Raw genomic sequence first — 19,532 nt, 5'->3', positions numbered from 1 at the left:
CCACCCGAGGAGTACACGTCGGGGCTGGGGACGGAGCCGCGGTGCGGCGTCGTGTCGGGGGCGACCTCAGGCCATGGCCAGGACGGCCGAGACCAAGGCCCGCTGGCAGACGCGCTCGGCTTCCTCGTCCGGCAGGGAGAGGTGCTGCATCGTCAGTCCGTCGAAGCCGGCCAGGAAGAACCTCGCGATCGTCTCAGCGGGCCGGCCGAGCTGGTGACCGGTGCGTTCGGCGGCCTGGTCGACCAGTTTCGTCGTCACTGCCAGGACCTCGCTGTAGTGGCTCTGAAGAGCCTCCTTCAGGTGTGGCGTACGCATGGCGAACATGCTCAGCTCGGTGAGCAGCTGATACGAGGCGGACTGTTCGAGCACGGTACGCCAGAGTGCTTCGGCGAGCGTGACGATGGTTTCCTCGAAGCTCGCGTCCGTGGGCGCGGCCCGTGTCACCTGGGCGCTCAGGCCGTGCGTGAGCTGTTCCATGACGGCCCGGTACAGCTCCTCCTTCGTGCCGAAGGTGTAGTGCACGGTCGCCTGCGCCACGCCGAGCTCGGCGGCGATGGCGCGGGTACTGCCGGCGGCGACGCCTTCCCTGGCCATGAGGCCGATGGCCGCCTTGATCAGTTGAGGGCGGCGCTCCGCCGCGGACACATGAGCCATGACGTGATAATACCCGACTCAGTCTGTCGAACAAGTCGCTCGACAAGGACGCTGCCCAAGTCAAAAAAGCTGCCTGCCAGAGGCGGCCGACGCCGTCATCCGACTGGAGAAGAAAACCGGCAACCCGATCCGCCTCGTCCTCACCCCGTGAACCATCACGCCCCCGGAAGTCGGCCTGCCCGCCTTCCGGCGCCTGCCCCGAACCGAGGAGCCCTGGACAGTTCACGATCTGCCACCGCGCGGTCCGTCCGGCCGTCAATGCACCCGTGGCGTTCATCGACGAGTTCAATAAGGTGTTCGGGGTCGAGTAGATCTCGTCGCGTACTGTCCAACTCCATCGAATAGGTCGCCCGGTCCAACCTCCAGCGTCTGCAATTCTGCGACCGGCACTATTCGGCCCGTCGAACACGAGGCCAACTACCACGCAGTGCGTGCAGGCGGGCGGGCTGTCGCGCAGGGAATTCACCACTCAGTCGATCACTCAGCGAACGGCTACGAACGAGTCCGGTCACCAATTCCCGGGCGGTCGAGCCTTTCTGACGATTACATGTGTCGTTGTGACCGTCCCTTTATCGGCTTCCCATACCCAAGGCGGTTTTCAGCCTGCTAGATTGACGTCCGTGTCTCCGAAGTGAAGTCGGGCAAATCCCGCGGTCTCGCGGGCGACCGCGACCCCGCCACCGTGCGCAGGCTGCTCGACGCCCTGTACCGTCTCCTGCACCACCTCGGTGCCATCGAGGCGTCGCAGCACATCAAGCCGCCGACCGTGCCGCCGCGCGAGTGGATCTGGACAGGCGAGGTCGAGTCTTCGGTCGCCGGTCTGTGGTATCCGGACGCGGTCACCGGTGACGAGGTCACCGAGGGACAGACCATCGGCCGCATCATCGACCCGATCGACGGCTCCGAGCAGAAGGTCGCCGCCGTCTCCACCGGAAAGATCATCTACAACATGAACGGACTCTCCGTCCGCCCCGGCACGCATCTCGCCGCCATCGCCACTCCGCACCACTGACGGGTTGCATGCCCGGCCGGGACACGTACCGCCCCGGCAGTGACTCCACTTCTGCCTCGGTGCCCGGCAGATGGGCCTGCGGCACGAATACCTCCGTGTACTCGTCCAGCAGTCGGTCAAAGACTCTGCCAGGTCACCCCGTACTGGCCGCTGCAGAGCGCGCATCGACATCCCGGCGCGCGATACTGCTTTGGTGCTGTTGACGTGGATCGCTGAGGTGGCGGACGAACCATTGGCGCTGGAGCCGGGCGACCGGTGGGTGGAGTGGGAGACCAACACCTGGTCGCTGGGTGCGGCGGACGAGGACAGGAGGTCGTTGTCCGCCGCCGAGGTGGTCGCTGCCTTTGAACGGACTGCTGCTGCCATTCGGGAACGCATTCGCGAGCTGGGCTTTTCCGGAGTGGCGACGTTCTATGTGTGGCACGACGCGCAGGCCGGGCAGCTCCGGTGCTCAACCGGTTCTGTGCCCCCGGATGCGTTGCCGTTCAGCAGCACCTATGTGGCTTCCGACGACCTTGGTCCAGTCGTCGAGGCGTTCCTGGCCGTCGCCGCCGCCAAGGACGGCGGGACATTCAACCTCACCACACCGCTCGACGGATCACTCACCTTCGGCCGGCTGCTCGCCGCCTGCCGCCTGGCAACGGATTCCACGGCCGCCTTCGCCTGGGCGGACGACGGCCTCCTGCACCAGTACGGCATCAGGCCCCTTATGGAGTTGCCTCTGTGGCAGCCAGAACCGCAGGCGTGGACCATGGCAAGCGACCGCGCCCATGCCGCCGGCTTCTCGTGCCGTCCGATCGAGGAGACCGTCCGCGACACCTGGGCGTGGATGTCCACCGGGGACCCCGCCGTGGTCCACCCCCGACACGACGAACACGGAATCGAACCGACGAAGGAGCACCAAGTCCTCAATACCTGGCGGCGCCGAAACGAGTCCCAGCGCCCATCCCGGAGCCAAGCGGGCGAACCAGGAGGACAGCCAGGGTCACCCAGGCCACCACATCACGGCGGGGAAGTTGCGTAGTCGGTCGACCAGGCGGGTTGAGGGAGGGGATGGTGCCGATTTCGGAGCGGCGCTGGCGGGTGATGTGAGGTGATCTTCTTGATGCGGTTCACGGCGCCCTCGGTGCCGCCGGAGATCCAGTGCAGGATGAGGTCGGCGGTCACGGCGTCGAGGTCCCGGAGCATGCGGAGTGCGAAGTTGGTGAGGCCGGGCAGTTGGCTGGCATCGACGGCGTTGATCCAGGTGGGGGGCGTGGTGCCGAGGCGGTTGATGAGGATCTCGCCGAAGTCGCGGACCTGTTCGGCGTCGTGGGGTGGCGGGTGAGCCAGCAGGTGACCTTCCGCACCGTTGGTGGCGGAGGCGGCGCTTGGCGTACTACTTGAGTTCCTGGGCGTCGCTGGAAGCCAGATGGGGAAGAACCGCCTCAAGGCTTCGTGAGCTTCGCGGTCAGCTGAAGACCACAGCTTCCGAGGAGCAGCCCGCACCAGAACGTGTCGTGATGGTGACGGCGGCGGAAGGCGTCCAGTTCGATCGCCTCCACCGGCAGCATCAACGGCTCCTCCGAGCTGCGGAGCACAACTACGACCCTGACGTGACGAGTTCAACTTCTCCGCGAAGCCGATCGCGAAAGCCGACAACCAGGCAGGCGGGCTCATCCTGAAGAGCTTCCATGCCAAGAACCGCATCGTCGACGGACTGGACGACGGCTTCATCGTGACGATCGCCGGCTGAGCCGGCCCGGAGGCGGCAGCGGGCCGATGACACCGCCCCGCTGCTGCCTCCGGGCTTCATGACTGTGCGGGCCAGAACTGCCCGTGGTAGCGCTCGACACCGTGTCCGGTGCCCTCGCCCTCCGACCGGGCCGCAGCGGCGGCCCGGCCCGCGCGGGTGCGCCTCTTGCCCAGGTGCGGTGTGTCACCTTCCTGCTGGAACGACAGAAGCCTTGGACAAGCCCCGTCGTCCCAGGTCAGAAGGCTTTCGCGTTCCTGCCCAAGATCCGGACGCCGCTCAAGCGGAACAGCCAGGCTAGTTCTTGCTGCCGTTCACGATGACCGGCGTACCACCCGAGTCCGTACCGCACGGCACCGCATAGACCGGATTGGCCTTCGCGGCCTCCTTGTAGGCCTCCAGGCACTGGTTGTACAGGACCTTGTCGCTCAGCGACTTTTCGATGATCTTGTTGGCGTTGGCGATGCCCTCCGCCTCGATCCGCTTGCGCTCTGCCTCTGCCTCTGCCGTACGCTGCCCTTCCTCGGACCGCTCGGTGGCCTGCTCCTGCTGGATCTTCTTGTCGATCTGATCCTGCAACTTGTCTGACGGCTTCACATTGCGCAGATTGACAGCAGTTACATCGATCCCCCGCGGCGCCAGGCGCTTCTTGATGAGGTCCTCGATCTCCGCGCCGATCTGCTCGCGGGCCGAGGCGTAGCCTTCCTCACTGGTGTGCTTCGCGAAGACATTGCGGACGATCTCGCGGCTGTCCGGCAGCACCAGCCGTTCTTGAACTGCCTCCTCACTGCCCGCCAGCCGGTACAGCGCGACCGCCTTCGCCGGCACCACCGCCCACTTGATCGTGACGTCCGCGTACAGCACCCCGCCCTGCGAGGAGCGGACCTCAACCACGTCCTTGTCATAGAGGTTGAGATCCACTGGGCGGGTGGAGAAGGACGTGACCTCGGTGAACGGCGACTTGAACTGGATGCCGGACGTCAACGGCGTGCCGACCCTGCCGAAGGTCACCGGCACACCGACCTCATAGGCACTCACGACATGGACACAGGCGAACAGGCCGGCCAGCACACCCCCCACCGCACTGAGCACCGCCCCGAGCTTCCAGCCCCCGCCGTCGCGGCCGCGACCGACGAGAAAGACCACGACCGCCGCTATGAGCAGCAGAATGGACAGCACAAACACAGATATCCCCCTCCGGAAAACGGAACCGCGCCGCCCCCCAGGCAACGCGCAGCGCATCGTAACCAGCCCTGCTCCCTCTCCGGTACGCAGCCCCTGTGGGTAGCCCAGGTTGTTGCGGGCACAAAGGTGCAGCGGCCGATTCCCTTGACATACCCATCGCGACTCCGTCACGGACTCCGAGCAGTACATCGACTGTGCCCTTGCCGACTGGGCATGTAGCACGCCCGGCGACGGCGTAGAACCCGGAGCGCTCGAAGGTCGTCGTGGACCGGTGTGTCAGGGGCTGTCGAAGAGTGTGAAGAGCAAGTCGGAGTTGGCAGGAGCGGGCTGGCTCCTGAGCCGTTGGCCATCCCGGAGTGGGAGGATTCCTGTCCGGCCCCACTGCCGTCCCGAGGCTCACGCCCTCGGTCCGGACAACAGCTCCACCAGTTCGACACCGCGCGTGGTCAGTCGCTGGCGCACCTCGCGACCATGACGCTCCCGCCGCAGCAACCCCGCAGCCTTCAGCTGTTCGCAGTGATAGGTGATGGTGCTGACGCCGACGTTCAGCAGCCCGGCGAGCTCGCTGACGGTCGCCGGAGGCTGCACGGACCGCAGCACGCCCGCCCTGAGCGGTCCCAGCACCTGGGTGAGCGCGTCCTTGCGCGACGGCTTCCTCGCGGGTGCGCCGAGACGTCCCAGACCGGGCAACGGGTAGCTGAACCAGACCAGATCGTCGCGGTCGACGCTGTACATCGAGGCAGTGAAGCCGGACACCACGGGCACCAGCATCAGCCGGCGTCCGGCGAGATCGAGATGCCGGTCGCACTCCCTGTAGGGCCCCTCCAGCGCACCGTCCGCAAAGCGCACCTTGGCGCTCAGCCCGGTCAGCACTCCCTCGAGGCTCCGGCTGACCACGGCGGCCCCGACCCGCTCAGCCTCCTTGCCCAGCAGGGCGTCCGCCCCCGCCCACAGCGGTTCGAGTTCCCGCCAGGCGGCGCGCACCACATCGCGGTACGCGGCGAGGATCCCGGCCGGGTCGTCCAGCACCCGCTGCCACGGTCGCGGCACCCGGTCGCCGAAGCACTGGGCCACCTCGGCCGCGAGACCCTGCGGATCAACGTCCTCCAGACCGGAGAGTACGGCCCGCATGCTGGTCGCGCGCACATCGGCCGTCAGCGCCAGAAGGTCGGGCACCCAGTAGGAACCGGGCCCGAACAGCGGACGCACCACGTCCGCCGCGGCGGGCAGGGCGGTGCTGACGGCATCCCGCCACGGCCTGGGCACACCGTGGCGCGCGCCCCCCAACACCTCGTGCAGTACGGGGAAGAGCGTGGCCCCGGGCGCACGGGCCACCTCGACATGTACCTCGTCCAACGAGCCCAGTAAGAAACGTCTGCCGGCCAACGAGGCACCCCCTGTGAAGTGACTGTTTCCTGCCCGACCCAACACGCGTTCCCTCGGCAATAATCCGGGCGCGCCGTGCTGATCCGGCCCTGCGGCCAATACCGGGGCCGGGAGACGCCGGACGTTTCGAAGGAATCCGAAAGGCTGGAGCGGCGCCCCTGAGGGAAACGAGGCTGAAGCCACGACGAGCCGCCGGCCGGTGCGGACGGTGGCCTGTCGACTGGCGCGCCCGCCTCGGGCCGCCCGAGTGGCCGATCAGGGAGAGACAGAAATGCAGACGAAGATCGCTGGTGTCGTAGGCGGAGCGCTGGTGGCCCTCGCCGTGACCGCCGGTACGGCGTACGCGGGGCACCACCAGACCCACGGTACGCCGACCGGGTCGCAGACGGTCGTCGCAGCCGTGTCCGGGCAGGCAGGCGGTCCCTACAAGCCGGTCCACCAGACAGCAGGGTCCACAACGTATGGCAAGGGCGTGTCAGTGGCAGAAGCCCTCGATGCCGAGTTGGCCAAGCAGGAGCGATCGGCCACCGCCGCACGTGCGGTGTGCTACCGCGCTCATGTGGCCGACTACGGCTGGCTGGGCACGACCTGCAACGGAGGTACCGCAGGGTCGGTGGGACTGAACAAGGCGATCGAAGCCCTGGAGGTCGCGGTAGGCGGAGCCGGTAGGTTCTGCGTCAACGCCCATCTGCGCGACGTCCCCTGCCAGGGCACGCAGTGCGCGGACGACGGCGACCAGCTCACGGTGGGAACGGTGGGCCAGGCCCGCCCCATGGAAGCCTTCGCGATCGGTGTGAGCTCCGGAGCAGTGAACGCTCAGGCCCACGTCCAGAACATCGGCTGGATGGACCCGCAATCCGGTGGAGCCGTCGTCGTGGGTACCACAGGCAGGGCCTACAACCTGGAAGCCATCAAAATCTGGCTCTGATCCTCGCTCAGCCCCGACAGATCGACGGCCCGTCGGTTTCTCCGACGGGCCATGGGGGTTCTATGACGGGCCATGGGGGTTCTATGGATTGATCCCGGGCAGGGCCGCAACCCGGGTGGCGGAGGTGGGCGCCGGGACTGTCAACGGACTTCTGAAGGTGGCGAGTCCGGCACCGTCGGGGAAGTCGAGGCGTTGAAACTGTTGACCCAGCGCGTCGAGGACCACCGCAACGAGCAGCGGTGCCGCCAGCAGCAGCTGGACCAGCCCGCAGACCAGGCCGGCCCTCGGGACTGGTGAGCTCGCATGTTCAGGTGTCGCCTCTTCGCGGCCGAGTCCACTTGGGGCTCGCGGCTGAGTGATCAGCGCGAGCTGGGCCGACCTCGCGGACGGCCTGGCCGCAGCCCGGGCCGTCGGCAGTGGCCGGGTCGGGCGCCTACGGATCGGCTTCGCCGCCTCCCTCGCCCTGACGATCCTGCCCGGCCTGCTGCGCAGCCTGCTGCGCACCTTCCGTCACCAGTTTCCTGGCGTGCACCTGGACATCCACGAGATGACCACCGCTCCGCAGATCGCCGCCCTGCATGACAAGACCATCGACATCGGTCTACTGCGCGAACCCCCCACCGACGAGACAGAGCTCGGCTTCAGGACGGTACTCAGCGAGCCTTTCGTGGCCGTGCTGCCGTTCACTCATCCTCTGGCCACGCAACGGGCCGTACAGCTTGCACAGTTGGCGGACTCGCCCTTCGTGCTGCTGCCCCGCGCAGTCGGCCCGACACTGCACGACCAGATCATTAGCCTGTGCACCGCAGCAGGATTCACACCGCAGATAGCCCAGCGCCCGGTGGAGTGGCAAACCGTGTGCGCCCTCGTAGAAACCGGTCTGGGCGTCTCCCTTGCCCCGGCGAGCACCCGACGCATCCGCCTCAAAGGCGTCGCCTTCCGCAGGATCGAACCCGGCACCGCCCGCACACGAGTGGCCGTCGCCTGGCGCGAGTACGACCATAATCCCCTGGTCACAAGCCTGCTGGCGACCATCAGCCAAGATCCGCCGGACAGGCCCTGCGGTCAGTGACTCATGAGGCGCGGGGCCGAGGGAGGCCCAGATCCACCGGTCGCCGGACCGTTCGAGTGGCGTCTGCCTGCTTGGTCCGTTGGAAGGTCAGGGTCGTGTTGATGCCGTCGATCTCGCCGAGCCATCCCTCGGTCTCGCCGAGCCATCCCTCGGCCTCACCAGATCTGCATCGCCATCCCCAGCCGGTGCACGTCCGTACGACGCGGCGCGATCAGATCGCGGTCGTCATCGTTCGAGGAAGAAGAACCGCTCCAGCTCCGGGCCGCGTGGGCTCCTCGGCGAACGTCCCGTACGCCTCGGCCTGCCACTCAGTCAGAAACTCCACTGGCACGCCGGGACCTTAGTCGCCGGCGACGCCCGTCCAGCGGCCTTTCCGCGAACCCCAGCGGCGCCCCCGAGCGGGCGTGCTAGCCAATCAAGATCAATCTCAGCGGCACTTTCTGTACCGCAACCACTCACACCTGGAGAGGCCCGCGAGTTCCCGGAAACCAAAGGTTCTTCAGCATGAACCCGCGGGCGTGTTGCCTCGATTTCGACGGATGGACCCGTGGGTTCGCGCTCAACCCGCAGGGTCGACCTCGGCGGGATGCGCGGCCGGTCAGGCCTGATCTGCGGCGCACAGGGCCCGCGCCAACCACTCCAACTCCTCGGTCGCGTCGGGCGCCGAATGCTGCCCGCGGACGCGGGCGACAAGCCTGCGGTAGCGCTCCGCCTCTGCTTCGATTCCGGCCTCCAGGCTGCGCAGCACGGCGGCCCGATCGGCGTCGCCGAACAGTTCGGACAGCATTTCGGCCGCCTCCGGTCCCTCGGGGGCGACCCCGCGTTTCCTGACCTCCGCGACGGTCTGCACGACCTGCCTGGCCCACCAGATGGACGCCCCGGGGAGACGGCCCTGCCCCGGTACGGGCGTGTTGAGCTCCATCCACGTGCGCAATCGGGCGCGAAAGACGGGGTCACGCACCAGTTCGGCCAGTTCGATCCAGGCGTCGACCTGCTCAGGTGTGGGATCGTCGGGCAATTCGATACTGAAGGTGCGCATGCGGTCGCGCACGTCCGGGTCGACGTCGAGACCGCCGAACACCTCCTCCTTGAACTCGTCGATGATCTGCTTGCGTTCGGCGGCGGAAAGCCGCGCCAACCGGTTCATCAGTGCTGTCTCCTCAGCGGTGGAACCACGTTTCGCCACGGTGGACAGGACGGCCCGGCTCACCTTGAGCGAGCGGATCTGCGCGTCGAGCGCGGCCACGTGTGCGTTGGCGGCCTCGGCGACCGTGGTCCGACCGCTCAGCACCCGGCACACGTCGTCGAGCCCGAGGCCCAGCTCCCGCAGGGTACGGACCAGCTCGACGCGGGCCACGGACTCGGCGTCGTACAGGCGGTAGCCGCTCGCGGAGCGGGCCACGGGCGGCACCGCTCCCTCGTCCGCCCAGAAGCGCAGGGTACGCACCGGAAGTCCGGTGCGGTGCGCGAGCTGGCCGATGGTGAGCACGTCGGGGTGTTCGTCGTCCATGGGCGAGATCCTGGACCCTCCAGCCGCTGGAGACTCAAGCGCCTCAGTGCGACATCCCGTGAGTTTTCCAGAACTCCGCTGAGTTCCCTCACCACCGCCGGCGCCGACAGCATGCGCCTCCTCGCCTTCGATCAGGCCGCAGATTGATCAGATCGGGAGTAATAGTCAAGACCGGTGGATCAGTTGAGGTTGTTCAGGCTGCGTGAGCCTCGGGGCGTTCGATGAGGTGGCCGCGTTCGAAGCGGGCTCCGGCCCGGACGAGGGCGACGAGGTGGGGTGCGTTCACGGCCCGCCAGCGGGCCTGGGCGGACTCGACGAGCTTGAAGACCATCGCGAGGGCCGCGGCCGCGCTGCCGGCCCCCCGGATGACCTTCGTTCGCAGCCGGACCGTCGCGAACGTCGACTCGATCGGGTTTGTCGTGCGCAGGTGAATCCAGTGCTCGGCCGGGAAGTCGTAGAACGCCAACAGTTCCTCGACGTCGTCGATGATCTTCTTCACCGCTTTGGGTCACTTCGCGCCGCAGGCATGCTCGAAGACGGTGACCGCCTTGAGCGCGTGCTCGCGGTCCTCGGCGTTGTAGATGTCCTGCAGGACCTTGCGGGCACCTGGCTGGGCCGACTTCGGCAGGGCATTGACCACATTGGCCGTTTTGTGAACCCAGCACTTCTGGTGCCGGGCTTCTGGGAAGACCTCGGCCAGGACCTTCCAGAAGCCGAGCGCGCCGACGCCGACCGCGAGCACGGGCGCGCGCGTGCCGCGGCGGGCGCAGTCACGCAGCAGGTCGGCCCAGGACTCGGCGGACTCGCGGTAGCCGTCGGCCATCGCGATCAGCTCCTCGGTGCCGTCCGCGCGCACGCCCATCAGCACCAGGACGCAGGACTTCGCCTCGGCCAAGCGAATACGCAGGTGGATGCCGTCGGCCCAGACGTAGACGTGGTCGTATCCGGCCAGGTTGCGCTCGCCGAATGCCTTGTGGTCGGCCTGCCACTGGGTGGTGAGGCGGGTGACCGTGGCAGGCGAGAGACCGGCCGAGCGAGGGCCTCCTTGCCGGTGGCGTCGATGGTGTCGAGTGCGGTCCGCGCGGTGCGGCGGTCGGTGTCGAAGACGAACCGGGCGGTGCGCACGGTCCACCGCAGACGCGTCGGCCGCACGCACACCGGTCGGGGGAGCGCCCTGCTGTGGGGCGCGCCCGTCAGCAGATGACGCTGCGGATGACCTCGCCCGCCTCCATCGCGCGGAAGGCGTCGTTGACCTCGTCGAGGCGGATCCGCCGGGAGACCGCGGACCCGATGTCGAGCTGTCCGCTCTCGGCCAGCGCGACGAGGTCGGCGAAGTTCCGGCGGATCTGGGCCGATCCGTAGAACGAGCCGATGAGGCGCTTCTCCTGGAGGAAGAGAGGCACGGCCGGCAGGGTGATCGTGGCGTCGGCCGCGGCCATACCGACGACGACCGTGGTCCCCCGGGGGCGGGTCGCGTCGTAGGCCTGCATGATCACATTCGGGTTGCCGATCACCTCGAAGGCGTAGTCGACTCCGCGCCCGCCGGTCGCCTCGCGTATCTGCTCCACCGGGTCGGCACTGCTCGGGTCGACGAGGTCCGTGGCCCCGGCCTGCCGGGCGTGCTCGCGTTTCATCGGGACCGGGTCGACGGCGAAGACGCGCGCCGCGCCCGCGATCCGGGCGCCCTGCATCACGAACTGGCCCACGCCGCCGCAGCCGAACACCGCCACGGTCGCCCCGGGCTTGACCTGGGCGGTCCACAGGGCGGCACCCACGCCGGTGGTCACACCGCAGCCGATGAGAGCGAGCTGCTCGCTCGGCAGATCGGTGCGCACCGGGACGACGGCGTGCTCGTGCACGATCATTTCCTCGGCGAACGTGCCCAGCCCCGACATGCCCAGCGGACGCGACCCGTCGGACCGGGTGACGTGGCCGGCCCCGCTGCCCCCGTACGTCTCGCAGTGGTTGGACTCGCCGCGCACGCAGTACCAGCATTCACCGCACTCGGGGACGAACGACGCGATGACCCGGTCGCCGGCCTTGACCCGCCGTACGTCGGTGCCGACGGCGGTGACGACTCCCGCGCCCTCGTGACCGAGGATCATCGGCGGCGCCCCCGCCGAGCCGGCCGCCTCCGCCGTCGCCCGGAGAACCGACAGATCGCTCCGGCACACTCCACTCGCCTCGACGGTCACCCGGACGTCCTGCGGGCCGAGTTTGTCCAGCGTGACCTCCTCGATGACGAGCTTGGTTTCCGGAGGGGTGAACACCGTTGCTTTCATGACCTGCTCCCGTCGCCGTTGACGCGCGTGCCCTTCGGCACATGCACCGCTTTCTTCTCGATGAACTGCGCGAAGCCCTCGGGGCCGTTCTCCCGGCCGACGCCGGAGGACTTGAAGCCGCCGAACGGCGCGCAGCTCTCCATGCCGAAGGTGTTGACCCCGTAGTTCCCGGCCCGGATCCGCGCGGCGATCTCCATGCCGTGGGCGAAATCGGCGGTCCACACCGTTCCGGAGAGCCCGTAGGGCGTGTCGTTCGCGATCCTGACCGCGTCGCTCTCGGTGTCGTAGGGGATGACCGAGACGACGGGCCCGAAGATCTCCTCCTGGGCCACCCGCATCCGGTTGTCGACGTTGCGCAGCACGGTCGGTTCCACGTACCAGCCGCGGGACAGCCCCTGGGGCCGGTCGCCGCCCAGGACCGCCTGCGCGCCCTCGGAGATGCCGCTCGCGATGTAGCCCTCCACCCTGTCCCTGTGCTGTTCGCTGATCAGCGGGCCGAAGGCGGTTTTCGGATCGTGCGGATCGCCGACCGGCATGGCGGCGATGGCATCGCTGAGAGCGTCGACCACCTCGTCGTAGCGGCTGCGCGGAGCCAGCACCCTGCTCTGCAGGACGCACGCCTCACCGTTGTTCAGGCATGCGGCACCCGCCAGACCCGGCATCACGGTCGGCAGGTCGGCGTCCTCGAGCACGATCGCCGCGGACTTTCCGCCGAGTTCGAGGCTGTAGCGCCGCAGGTCACGAGCGCAGATCTCGGCGACGCGGGTGCCCGTGGCGGTGCTGCCCGTGAAGCTGACCTTGTCGATCCCCGAGTGGGAGACCAGTGCCTCGCTCACCTCGCGTTCCGCGGGCAGGATGTTGACCACACCCGGAGGGAACCCGATCTCCTCCAGCACCTCGCCCAGGACGAACGCGTGCAGCGGCGTAAGGGGATCGACCTTCAGCACGACCGTGCATCCCGCCGCCAGCGCGGGCGCGAGTTTCATGAACGCGATGGCCAGCGGTGAGTTCCACGGCAGGACCGCCGCCACCACCCCGACCGGCTCGCTGCGCACGACGACATCGGCGTACTCGCCCCCGCGGAGCTCGGCGAAGTCGTAGCGCTCGATGAAATCGGCGAAGTAGGTGAGGAGGCCGATGGAGGAGTTGGCCGTACTCATCATGGTGGGCAGGCCGGCCTCGTCGGTGATGACGGTGCTCAGTCGGCTGCCGTGGGCGCGAAGACCGTCGGCCAGCCGTCGCAGGTGCTGTGCCCGGTCGGCCGGCGACAGCCGCGGCCAGGGACCGGTGTCGAACGCGGCACGCGCTGCCGCGACCGCCCGGTCGAGGTCGGCTCGGGACGCGCTCGGCGCCGATCCGACGGATTCCTCGGTACTCGGAGAGATGACGTCCAGGACCCGTGTGGAGTCCGGGGTGACCCAGTCCCCTCCGATGTACAGCCTTTGGAAAGTAGGCAAGGTGCTGTCTCCCGATGGGTGTGCCGGTCCGGGCCGACGGCGGTGTCGGCCCGGACATCGTGATCGGTCAGTCGGTGGGGACGTCGATGTTGTAGACCTTGGCGGCGTTGCCGCTGAGCAGCTTGACCCGGTCCTCCCAGGGCACGTTGTTCTCGCCCAGCGCCTTGGCGATTCCGTTGAGCGGCTGCGGGTAGAGGCAGGTCGGGTGCGGGAAGTCGGTCTCGAACATGCAGTTGTCGATGCCGATGCGGCTGATGTCGTTCAGGAAGTCGCCCTGCGACTCGAACCAGAAGCAGGCGTAGATGTTGCGGCGGAAGTAGTCCGACGGCTTCATCGACAGGTGGTCGACGTTGTTCTCGACGGCCTGGTAGTCCAGGGCGTCGAGGATGAACGGGATCCACCCGACACCGCTCTCGACGGAAACGATCTTGAGGCGGGGGTGGCGGTCGAGCAGACCCGAATAGATGATGTTGGAGATGACGCGGGCGTTGTAGATGTAGAGCATCGTCGAGCCCAGAGCGATCTGCGTGTCCCAGTCCAGGGACGGCCAGGGGCTGCTGCCGGCGTAGCTGGTCTGGGAGACGCTCGCACCGATGTGGAAGTTGACGGACAGATCGAGACTCTCGCAGGCCTCCCAGAACGGCGCGTAGTACGGCTCCGAGAGGTCGGGGTGGCCCTGGTTGTGCGGGTCGGCGTTGGTGTTGATGCCGTGCAATCCCAGGTCGTGGATGCGCTGGACCTCGGCGACGGCGAGGTCGATGTCCCACCACGGGGTGATACCGAGGCCCATGATCCGGCCGCCCGACTGCTCCTGCATCTCGGCCATGGCGTCGTTCCAGATCTGCAGAACCGTCAGCCGCAGTTCCGGGTCCTGGATCTGGGCCATGGCCTGGCCGCCGAACCCGACCGCGTTGGGGTAGAGGATCTGACCCCAGATGCCGACCTCGTCCATGAGTGTGAGGCGGGGCTCCACCAGGCTCGCGGCCGGCGAGACCTCGGTGAGCGGCCAGTGGACGAAGTCCGCGCCCCTGACTTTCTGGCCGGACTTGTTGATGACGCTGGCACCGCCCGCGAAGCCGAGGGGGATGTCCTCCCCGGCCATCCAGACGGGGGACGTCTCGGAGTCCTCGGTGTTCTTCGGGCGGAACACGCCCATCTTGGCGAGCTCGGAGTTCTTGACGTGGACGACCCGCGGGACGAGGTCCCTGTACTTGGACGGTGCCCGGGAGGTCCACAGGTCACCGGGCTCGGTCAGGTGTGTGTCGACATCGATGATCTTGATGTCCTTGATCGATTCCAGCAGGGGGTGGTCCCGGTCCAGCGGAAGTTCACTGTTGATGTCGTTGGTGACGGTCATGTCTGTGCCTTTCGCAAGGGTTGGTCGGGTGCGAGGGGGCGGCTGTGTCCGGTGTCAGATCACCCCCTCTCGGGAGCGGTCCTCGATCTCGTCCGGAGAAAGGCCGAGCAACTCGCCGTAGACGTAGGCGTTGTCCTGGCCGTAGTTCGGTCCGCTGCGGTCGAACCGGCCGCCGATGTAGGCGGGTGTCTCGCTGAACCGGACGGGGACCTCCTTCACCGGCCAGTGGCCCATCTCGGCCTGCTCGACCTCCACCAGCCAGTCCAGGTGGGCGAGTTGGGGATCGGTCTCGTAGCGGTCCTGGGCTGTCTGGCAGACCCCGGCCGGTACCCGCGCGGCCTGGAGTTCCTCCATGAGCTGGAACGGTTCCCACTTCGCCGTGGCCGCCGTGAGCAGCGCGTCGAGGTGGTCCTGGTGCGCCAGCCGGTCCTCCAACGTGATCAGCTTGGGGTCGGCGGCCCACTCCGGCACCCGGAGCACCCGGGTCAGGGCGAGCCACTGCTCCTGGTCGAACGCGGCGATCGCGATCCACTGGTCGTCACCCGCTGCCGGGTACACGCCGTGCGGGGCCGCGGGCAGGTACGGCGACCGGTTGCCGTAGCGGGACCAGGACCGGCCGTTGACCGAGTGGTCGAGGACGGCTGTGCCGGTCAGGTAGAGGCCGCACTCGACCTGCGAGGAGTCGATCCAGCAGCCCTCGCCGGTGGTCCGCTTGCGGTGGAGGGCGGCGGTCATCGCGGTCGCCATCTGGTAGGCGCCGAACCAGTCGAGGTAGGAGTAGCCGATGCCGGCCGGTGCGTAGGGTTCAGGAAGTCCGGACATGTCGGAGATCCCTGACATGGCCTGTGCGGTCGGGCCGAAGGCGCGCAGCCGCTGGTAGCGCCCGTGCTGACCCATGCCGGACTGCTGCACGTAGATGATCGAGGGATTGAGCTTGCGAAGCTCCTCGTATCCCAGCCCCATCCGCTCCATGGTCCCGGGGGAGAAGCCCTCGACGACCATGTCGGCGTCCTTGATCAGCTCTTTGAGCAGGTCGAGGGCGCGGGGGTCCTTCAGGTTGAGGCTGATTCCCCGCTTGCCCGCGTTGATCTCCATGAAGGCGCCGCTGCGGTTCACGCTGGTCGTCGGGGACGGGACGATCGGCGCCTGCGCCTGGTCGCGCTCCGCCCGGCCTCCGTCGGGCAGCATGCCGAGGCCCAGACGCATCCCGTCCAGGCGGGACAGGTGCTCGACCTTGATCACCTCGGCCCCGTGGGCGGCCAGGAACCGGCCGGCGCCCGCACTGGCGAGGAACCAGCTGAGGTCGATGACCCGGACACCGGCCAACGCGAAGGGCTTTCCGTGCTTGCTGAGCACCGGCTCGGCCGCGGTCCCCACCGGTTTGTCGGCGCGCGGGGTGGGGGAGAGGGTTTCGAGGCCGGCGAGCACCTCGGCGGTGTGCTCGTCGAGGAGCGGTGCGCGGGGGCCGTCGCGCCACGGCAGGCCGGGGCTGTACCACTTCGCGCCGATCTCGGTGAAGGTCCTGCCGATCTCGGGGTGTTCCACGTCGATGAAGGCGCCGCGGTCCCGCCAGTGCTCGTCGGCGACGTTCTCCTCGGGCCGGCGGACGGGCGCCCAGGCCATCCCGGCGGCCTGGCCCTCCTTCCACAGGTCCTTGTCGAAGGTGAAGCCGGCGACGAACCGGTCGACGGCCGCGTTGATGTGGTGCTTGGTCTCCGCCCTGGCGAGCACGGCCGGGTCGTCGTACTTCTCGTCGAGGAGGTCACCCTCCATCCCATGGGGAGCGAGCACGCGTCCGATCGAGGCCGCGCCGGAGGTGAAACCGGGCAGGTAGGTCCGGTACGGCAGGACCCAGCGGCCGTCCTTCGTCCGCGAGATGCCCGGAGTCGTCGCGGCCGCGCCGGTGCCGGAGGCGGCGGACTCCTCCCGCCGGCCGAAGGAGTGACGGCACGTCAGACGCTGGTGCGGCGTCCTGTTGTAGATCCAGTCCGGCAGATCGGTCTCGGTGTTCTTCGAGACGGCCTCGTGCACGGCCGAGGACAGCGCCTGCCCCACGCCGGTATCCAGCCGGTAGCAGAGCGCCACCATGATCTGCGCGGCCATGATCTCCCCGGTGATGTGGTACGCATGCCACATCTGGGGTGCCACGGGCGGGGTGTCGTAGGTGCCGGTCGGGTCGGGGTCGTACCCGCAGTTCATGACCACACCGCCCAGGGCCAGGTGGATCAGATCACTGCCCACGTAGTCGGCCCACGGGCCGGTGTCCCCGAACGGGCTGATGCGGGCGTACACCAGGCCGGGGTTGGCACGGCGCAGCTCCTCGTACCCGAGTCCCCGCTCGCGGAGGTAGTCGCGGTGCCGGGTGTCGAGCAGGACGTCGGTGGTCCGCACCAGCCGGGAGAACTGCTCGCGTCCCTCGGGGGTTTCCAGGTCGAGGACGATCGCACGCTTGCCGAAGTTGTAGTGCCAGAAGTGCAGACTGCGGTTGGGGTCGGGCCGGTCGTCGACGAACGGCCCGATTCTGCGGGTGCGTTCGCCGCCGAGGGGTTCGACCTTGATCACGTCCGCGCCGAGGCCGGCGAGGATCTTCCCGCAGTACTCGCCGAGTTCGTCGGCGATCTCCACCACGCGGACGCCGGTCAGGAAGCTGCCGGTCTCGACATCTGGTTCGGTCACCGTTGTCATCCTTTGTGTGGTTCGGGGCGCCAGAAGGCCGCCAGGGTCATCACGCCCGCGGCGACTCCGATGCCGGCCGTGAGGGCGAGACCGGCCCAGCCGTCGACGTGCGTGTCGACGTGGTGGTCGACGGACCAGCTGCCGGCTCCCAGCGCTCCGAGTGCGCAGGAGGCGACGATGATCATGAGGACGTACTCATAGCCCTCGCCCGGCCGGAAGATGAAGAAGCCGTTGCGGAGGTGGTTCGTCACCAGCGCGACGAGCATCGTGCCGACCACGGCGGCGGCCGCCAGCGGTGTGAGCAGACCGAGCACGAGCAGCAGGCCGGCGCCGAGTTCGGTGGCGGTGGCGACGAAGGCGTTGAGACGGCCGGGGCGTACGTGGATGGACTCGAACCAGCGGGCGGTGCCCGCGATTCCCCCGCCGCCGAACGCGTGGTTCCAGCCGTGCGCGATCATCGTGCCGCCCACCGTCAGACGCAGCAGCAGCGCGGCGATGTCCGTGCCCACCTCGGCGCTCACCGGACCGCTTCCCGTGCGGCCGGGCGGCGGAACTGCGGCACCGTCCAGCCCACGTACTCCTCGAAGCAGACCTCCAGCGCCTCGCCGATCGTCAGCGTCGCCGGATCGGCCCCGACGACGTTCGAGACCATCCGGACGCCCTCCTCCAGATCGACGACGGCGATGACCGCGGGGCCGTCGAACCCGGGTGCGGGAGGGTGGTGCAGGACCGTGTAGCTGTAGAGCGTGCCGCGGCCGCTGACGTCGCTGACCTCCCAGTCGAGCGAGTGGCACTCCGGACAGGCGGGACCGGGCGGGTGGCGCAGCGCGCGGCACGCGGAACAGCGCTGAACCGCCAGCCGGCGTTCGAAGGCGGCGTCCCAGAAGAACCGGGTGTCGGGGTTCGCCGCCGGGCGTGGGCGACCCGCCGTGGGGGCCTTGGTCATCGTGGTCGGCTCCTTCCTGCCGGTCATGCCGTCCGTCCCAGGACGACTCCACTGGTGGGGGCGTGCGAGCCGCCGGTGACGACGGCGTGCGCCGCGCCGGTGACCTGGTTCACGGCGGTGCCGCGCAACTGGCGTACCGCCTCGGCCAGTCCGTTGAAGCCGTGGATGTACCCCTCGGACAGCTGGCCGCCGTTGGTGTTGGTGGGGATCACACCGTCGATTTCGGTGCCGCCGTCCCGGACCAGACCGGGGGCCTCGCCGAGGCCGCAGAACCCGAGTGCCTCCAGCTGCATCAGCACCGCCGGACTGAAGTGGTCGTAGAGAATGGCGAGGTCCATGTCACCGGGCCCGAGTCCGGACTGGGCCCACAACTGGTCGCCCATCACCCGCGTCTCGGCCGCGACGGCGAGGTCGTCCCGGTAGAGCGGAGCCACTCCGTACTGCCGCGGGCCCACTCCCATCGCCGCCCCGAGCACGGCGACGGGTGGTTGGCGCAGATCCTTCGCGTGGTCCGGCGCGGTGAGGACCAGGGCGACCCCGCCGTCGCTCTCCTGACAGCAGTCGAAGAGCCGCAGCGGGTCCGCGATCATCCGCGACGACTGATGGTCGTCCAGGGTGAGTGGCCGGTCATGGAAGAAGGCCTGGGGGTTCTTGTTCGCGTAGGCGCGCTGTACGACGGCCTGGCGGCCGAAGTCCTCCGAGGTCGCGCCGTACTCGTGCATATAGCGGCGGAAGCTCGGCGCGAAGAACGCGGCCGGCGTCACCATGCCGAAGGGAGCGGCCCACGACATGGTGACCGCCGCGGCGGTGGCCGCTCGGTCGCCGGCGTAGCGCGACGGCTGCCCGAACCGTCCCTGCGAGCGCTCGTTCATCGCCCGGTAGCAGATGACGGTCCGCGCCCTGCCGGTGGCGATCGCCATCGACGCCAGCGCGAGGGTGCCCGGCCCGCCACCACCGCCACCGGCGGTGCGCGCGAAGAAGGTCAGCGCGTCGAGTCCGAGGTAGTGGGCGACGGCCGGCTCGTCGTTGTCGTCCATCGTCATGGTGACGAGTCCGTCGACGTCCGAGGGGTCGAGGCCGGCGTCGGCGAGGGCGAGGGTGCATGCCTCGAGTGCGAGCCGTAGCTCGCTGCGGCCGGAGGCTTTCGAGAACTCCGTGGATCCGACGCCGACGATCGCCGCCGAGGGAGGGTGGGTCATGAACCGGCTCCTACTTCGTCGTAGGACGTTTGAGTGACATGGCTGAGCGTGCTGTCGCCAGCACGGAACTAGGAAACGACGCAGTGCCTTTTCCTAATTGACTCCAGCGAACACGTGCCGGGTGCGCTTGTCAATG

Annotated in this window: 17 protein-coding genes and 2 pseudogenes; 4 read left to right on the top strand and 15 right to left on the bottom strand. The window is 68.5% G+C overall.

From position 1 onward, the window contains the following. Positions 1-66 precede the first annotated feature (66 nt). A complete protein-coding gene (locus CES90_RS47705) occupies positions 67-654 on the bottom strand; it encodes a TetR/AcrR family transcriptional regulator (RefSeq protein ID WP_189788603.1) in 588 nt (195 codons plus the stop codon). Positions 655-1,285: 631 nt separating this feature from the next. Here CES90_RS47705 and CES90_RS47700 point away from each other — a divergent pair. Then, complete coding sequence (locus tag CES90_RS47700; RefSeq protein WP_208921731.1) at positions 1,286-1,666, top strand: succinylglutamate desuccinylase/aspartoacylase family protein; 381 nt, start codon at positions 1,286-1,288, stop codon at positions 1,664-1,666. 70 nt (positions 1,667-1,736) lie between these two features. Next, positions 1,737-2,690 carry an NAD-dependent epimerase/dehydratase family protein gene (locus tag CES90_RS50970; protein ID WP_229914424.1) on the top strand — a complete coding sequence of 318 codons (954 nt, stop codon included), beginning with the start codon at positions 1,737-1,739 and terminating at the stop codon, positions 2,688-2,690. Here the strand turns inward: CES90_RS50970 and CES90_RS47690 are convergent. The 4 genes from CES90_RS47690 to CES90_RS47675 form a co-directional block, all read right to left on the bottom strand. Next, on the bottom strand, positions 2,669-3,097 hold the full coding sequence (locus tag CES90_RS47690; protein ID WP_189787933.1) for a hypothetical protein: 429 nt from the start codon (positions 3,095-3,097) through the stop codon (positions 2,669-2,671). The two genes, CES90_RS50970 and CES90_RS47690, sit on opposite strands and share 22 nt — an antisense overlap. After that, positions 3,094-3,246: a hypothetical protein gene (locus tag CES90_RS47685; protein ID WP_189787954.1), complete on the bottom strand. Its 153-nt coding sequence runs from the start codon at positions 3,244-3,246 to the stop codon at positions 3,094-3,096. The genes CES90_RS47690 and CES90_RS47685 overlap by 4 nt, the downstream gene beginning before the upstream one ends. A 449-nt stretch (positions 3,247-3,695) precedes the next feature. Then, the gene (locus tag CES90_RS47680) at positions 3,696-4,640 is read right to left on the bottom strand and encodes a prohibitin family protein (RefSeq protein ID WP_229914425.1); all 945 of its coding nucleotides are present in this window, start codon (positions 4,638-4,640) and stop codon (positions 3,696-3,698) included. Between the two features lie 339 nt (positions 4,641-4,979). Continuing rightward, the gene (locus tag CES90_RS47675; protein ID WP_189787934.1) at positions 4,980-5,939 is read right to left on the bottom strand and encodes an ArsR/SmtB family transcription factor; all 960 of its coding nucleotides are present in this window, start codon (positions 5,937-5,939) and stop codon (positions 4,980-4,982) included. 301 nt (positions 5,940-6,240) lie between these two features. Here CES90_RS47675 and CES90_RS47670 point away from each other — a divergent pair, with 301 nt between their 5' ends. Both CES90_RS47670 and CES90_RS47665 read left to right on the top strand, forming a co-directional pair. Next, entirely contained in the window at positions 6,241-6,897 is a 657-nt protein-coding gene (locus CES90_RS47670) for a hypothetical protein (RefSeq protein ID WP_189787952.1), read from the top strand. Positions 6,898-7,252: 355 nt separating this feature from the next. After that, entirely contained in the window at positions 7,253-7,969 is a 717-nt protein-coding gene (locus CES90_RS47665; RefSeq protein ID WP_229914426.1) for a LysR family substrate-binding domain-containing protein, read from the top strand. A 161-nt stretch (positions 7,970-8,130) separates the two neighbouring features. Here CES90_RS47665 and CES90_RS52345 read toward each other — a convergent pair. The 10 genes and pseudogenes from CES90_RS52345 to CES90_RS47620 form a co-directional block, all read right to left on the bottom strand. Further along, positions 8,131-8,300, bottom strand: a pseudogene (locus tag CES90_RS52345) (DUF4158 domain-containing protein); the annotation flags it as partial. A 267-nt stretch (positions 8,301-8,567) separates the two neighbouring features. Continuing rightward, complete coding sequence (locus CES90_RS47660; protein WP_189787935.1) at positions 8,568-9,479, bottom strand: helix-turn-helix domain-containing protein; 912 nt, start codon at positions 9,477-9,479, stop codon at positions 8,568-8,570. A 193-nt stretch (positions 9,480-9,672) separates the two neighbouring features. Beyond that, positions 9,673-10,509: pseudogene (locus CES90_RS47655) on the bottom strand (IS256 family transposase); the annotation flags it as partial. Between the two features lie 163 nt (positions 10,510-10,672). Next, complete coding sequence (locus tag CES90_RS47650; protein WP_189785691.1) at positions 10,673-11,761, bottom strand: Zn-dependent alcohol dehydrogenase; 1,089 nt, start codon at positions 11,759-11,761, stop codon at positions 10,673-10,675. After that, positions 11,758-13,218, bottom strand: a complete 1,461-nt coding sequence (locus tag CES90_RS47645; RefSeq protein WP_189785690.1) for an aldehyde dehydrogenase — start codon at positions 13,216-13,218, stop codon at positions 11,758-11,760. The genes CES90_RS47650 and CES90_RS47645 overlap by 4 nt, the downstream gene beginning before the upstream one ends. Before the next feature lie 67 nt (positions 13,219-13,285). Further along, entirely contained in the window at positions 13,286-14,575 is a 1,290-nt protein-coding gene (locus CES90_RS47640; RefSeq protein ID WP_189785689.1) for an amidohydrolase family protein, read from the bottom strand. A 54-nt stretch (positions 14,576-14,629) separates the two neighbouring features. Next, on the bottom strand, positions 14,630-17,251 hold the full coding sequence (locus tag CES90_RS47635; protein ID WP_229914135.1) for a CaiB/BaiF CoA transferase family protein: 2,622 nt from the start codon (positions 17,249-17,251) through the stop codon (positions 14,630-14,632). Positions 17,252-17,256: 5 nt separating this feature from the next. Continuing rightward, positions 17,257-17,772, bottom strand: a complete 516-nt coding sequence (locus CES90_RS47630) for a DoxX family protein (RefSeq protein WP_229914134.1) — start codon at positions 17,770-17,772, stop codon at positions 17,257-17,259. Continuing rightward, positions 17,769-18,197 (bottom strand): Zn-ribbon domain-containing OB-fold protein, encoded by a 429-nt coding sequence (locus tag CES90_RS47625; RefSeq protein ID WP_189785687.1) that lies wholly within the window; start codon positions 18,195-18,197, stop codon positions 17,769-17,771. Before CES90_RS47625 ends, CES90_RS47630 begins: the two co-directional genes overlap by 4 nt. Positions 18,198-18,220: 23 nt before the next feature. Beyond that, a complete protein-coding gene (locus CES90_RS47620; protein ID WP_189785686.1) occupies positions 18,221-19,396 on the bottom strand; it encodes a thiolase C-terminal domain-containing protein in 1,176 nt (391 codons plus the stop codon). Between the last annotated feature and the right edge of the window lie 136 nt (positions 19,397-19,532).

Source organism: Streptomyces capitiformicae (assembly GCF_002214185.1).
Taxonomy (GTDB): Bacteria; Actinomycetota; Actinomycetes; order Streptomycetales; family Streptomycetaceae; genus Streptomyces; species Streptomyces capitiformicae.
Note: the sequence above shows the minus strand (reverse complement) of the source record. Positions and strands in the feature narration are given on the sequence as shown.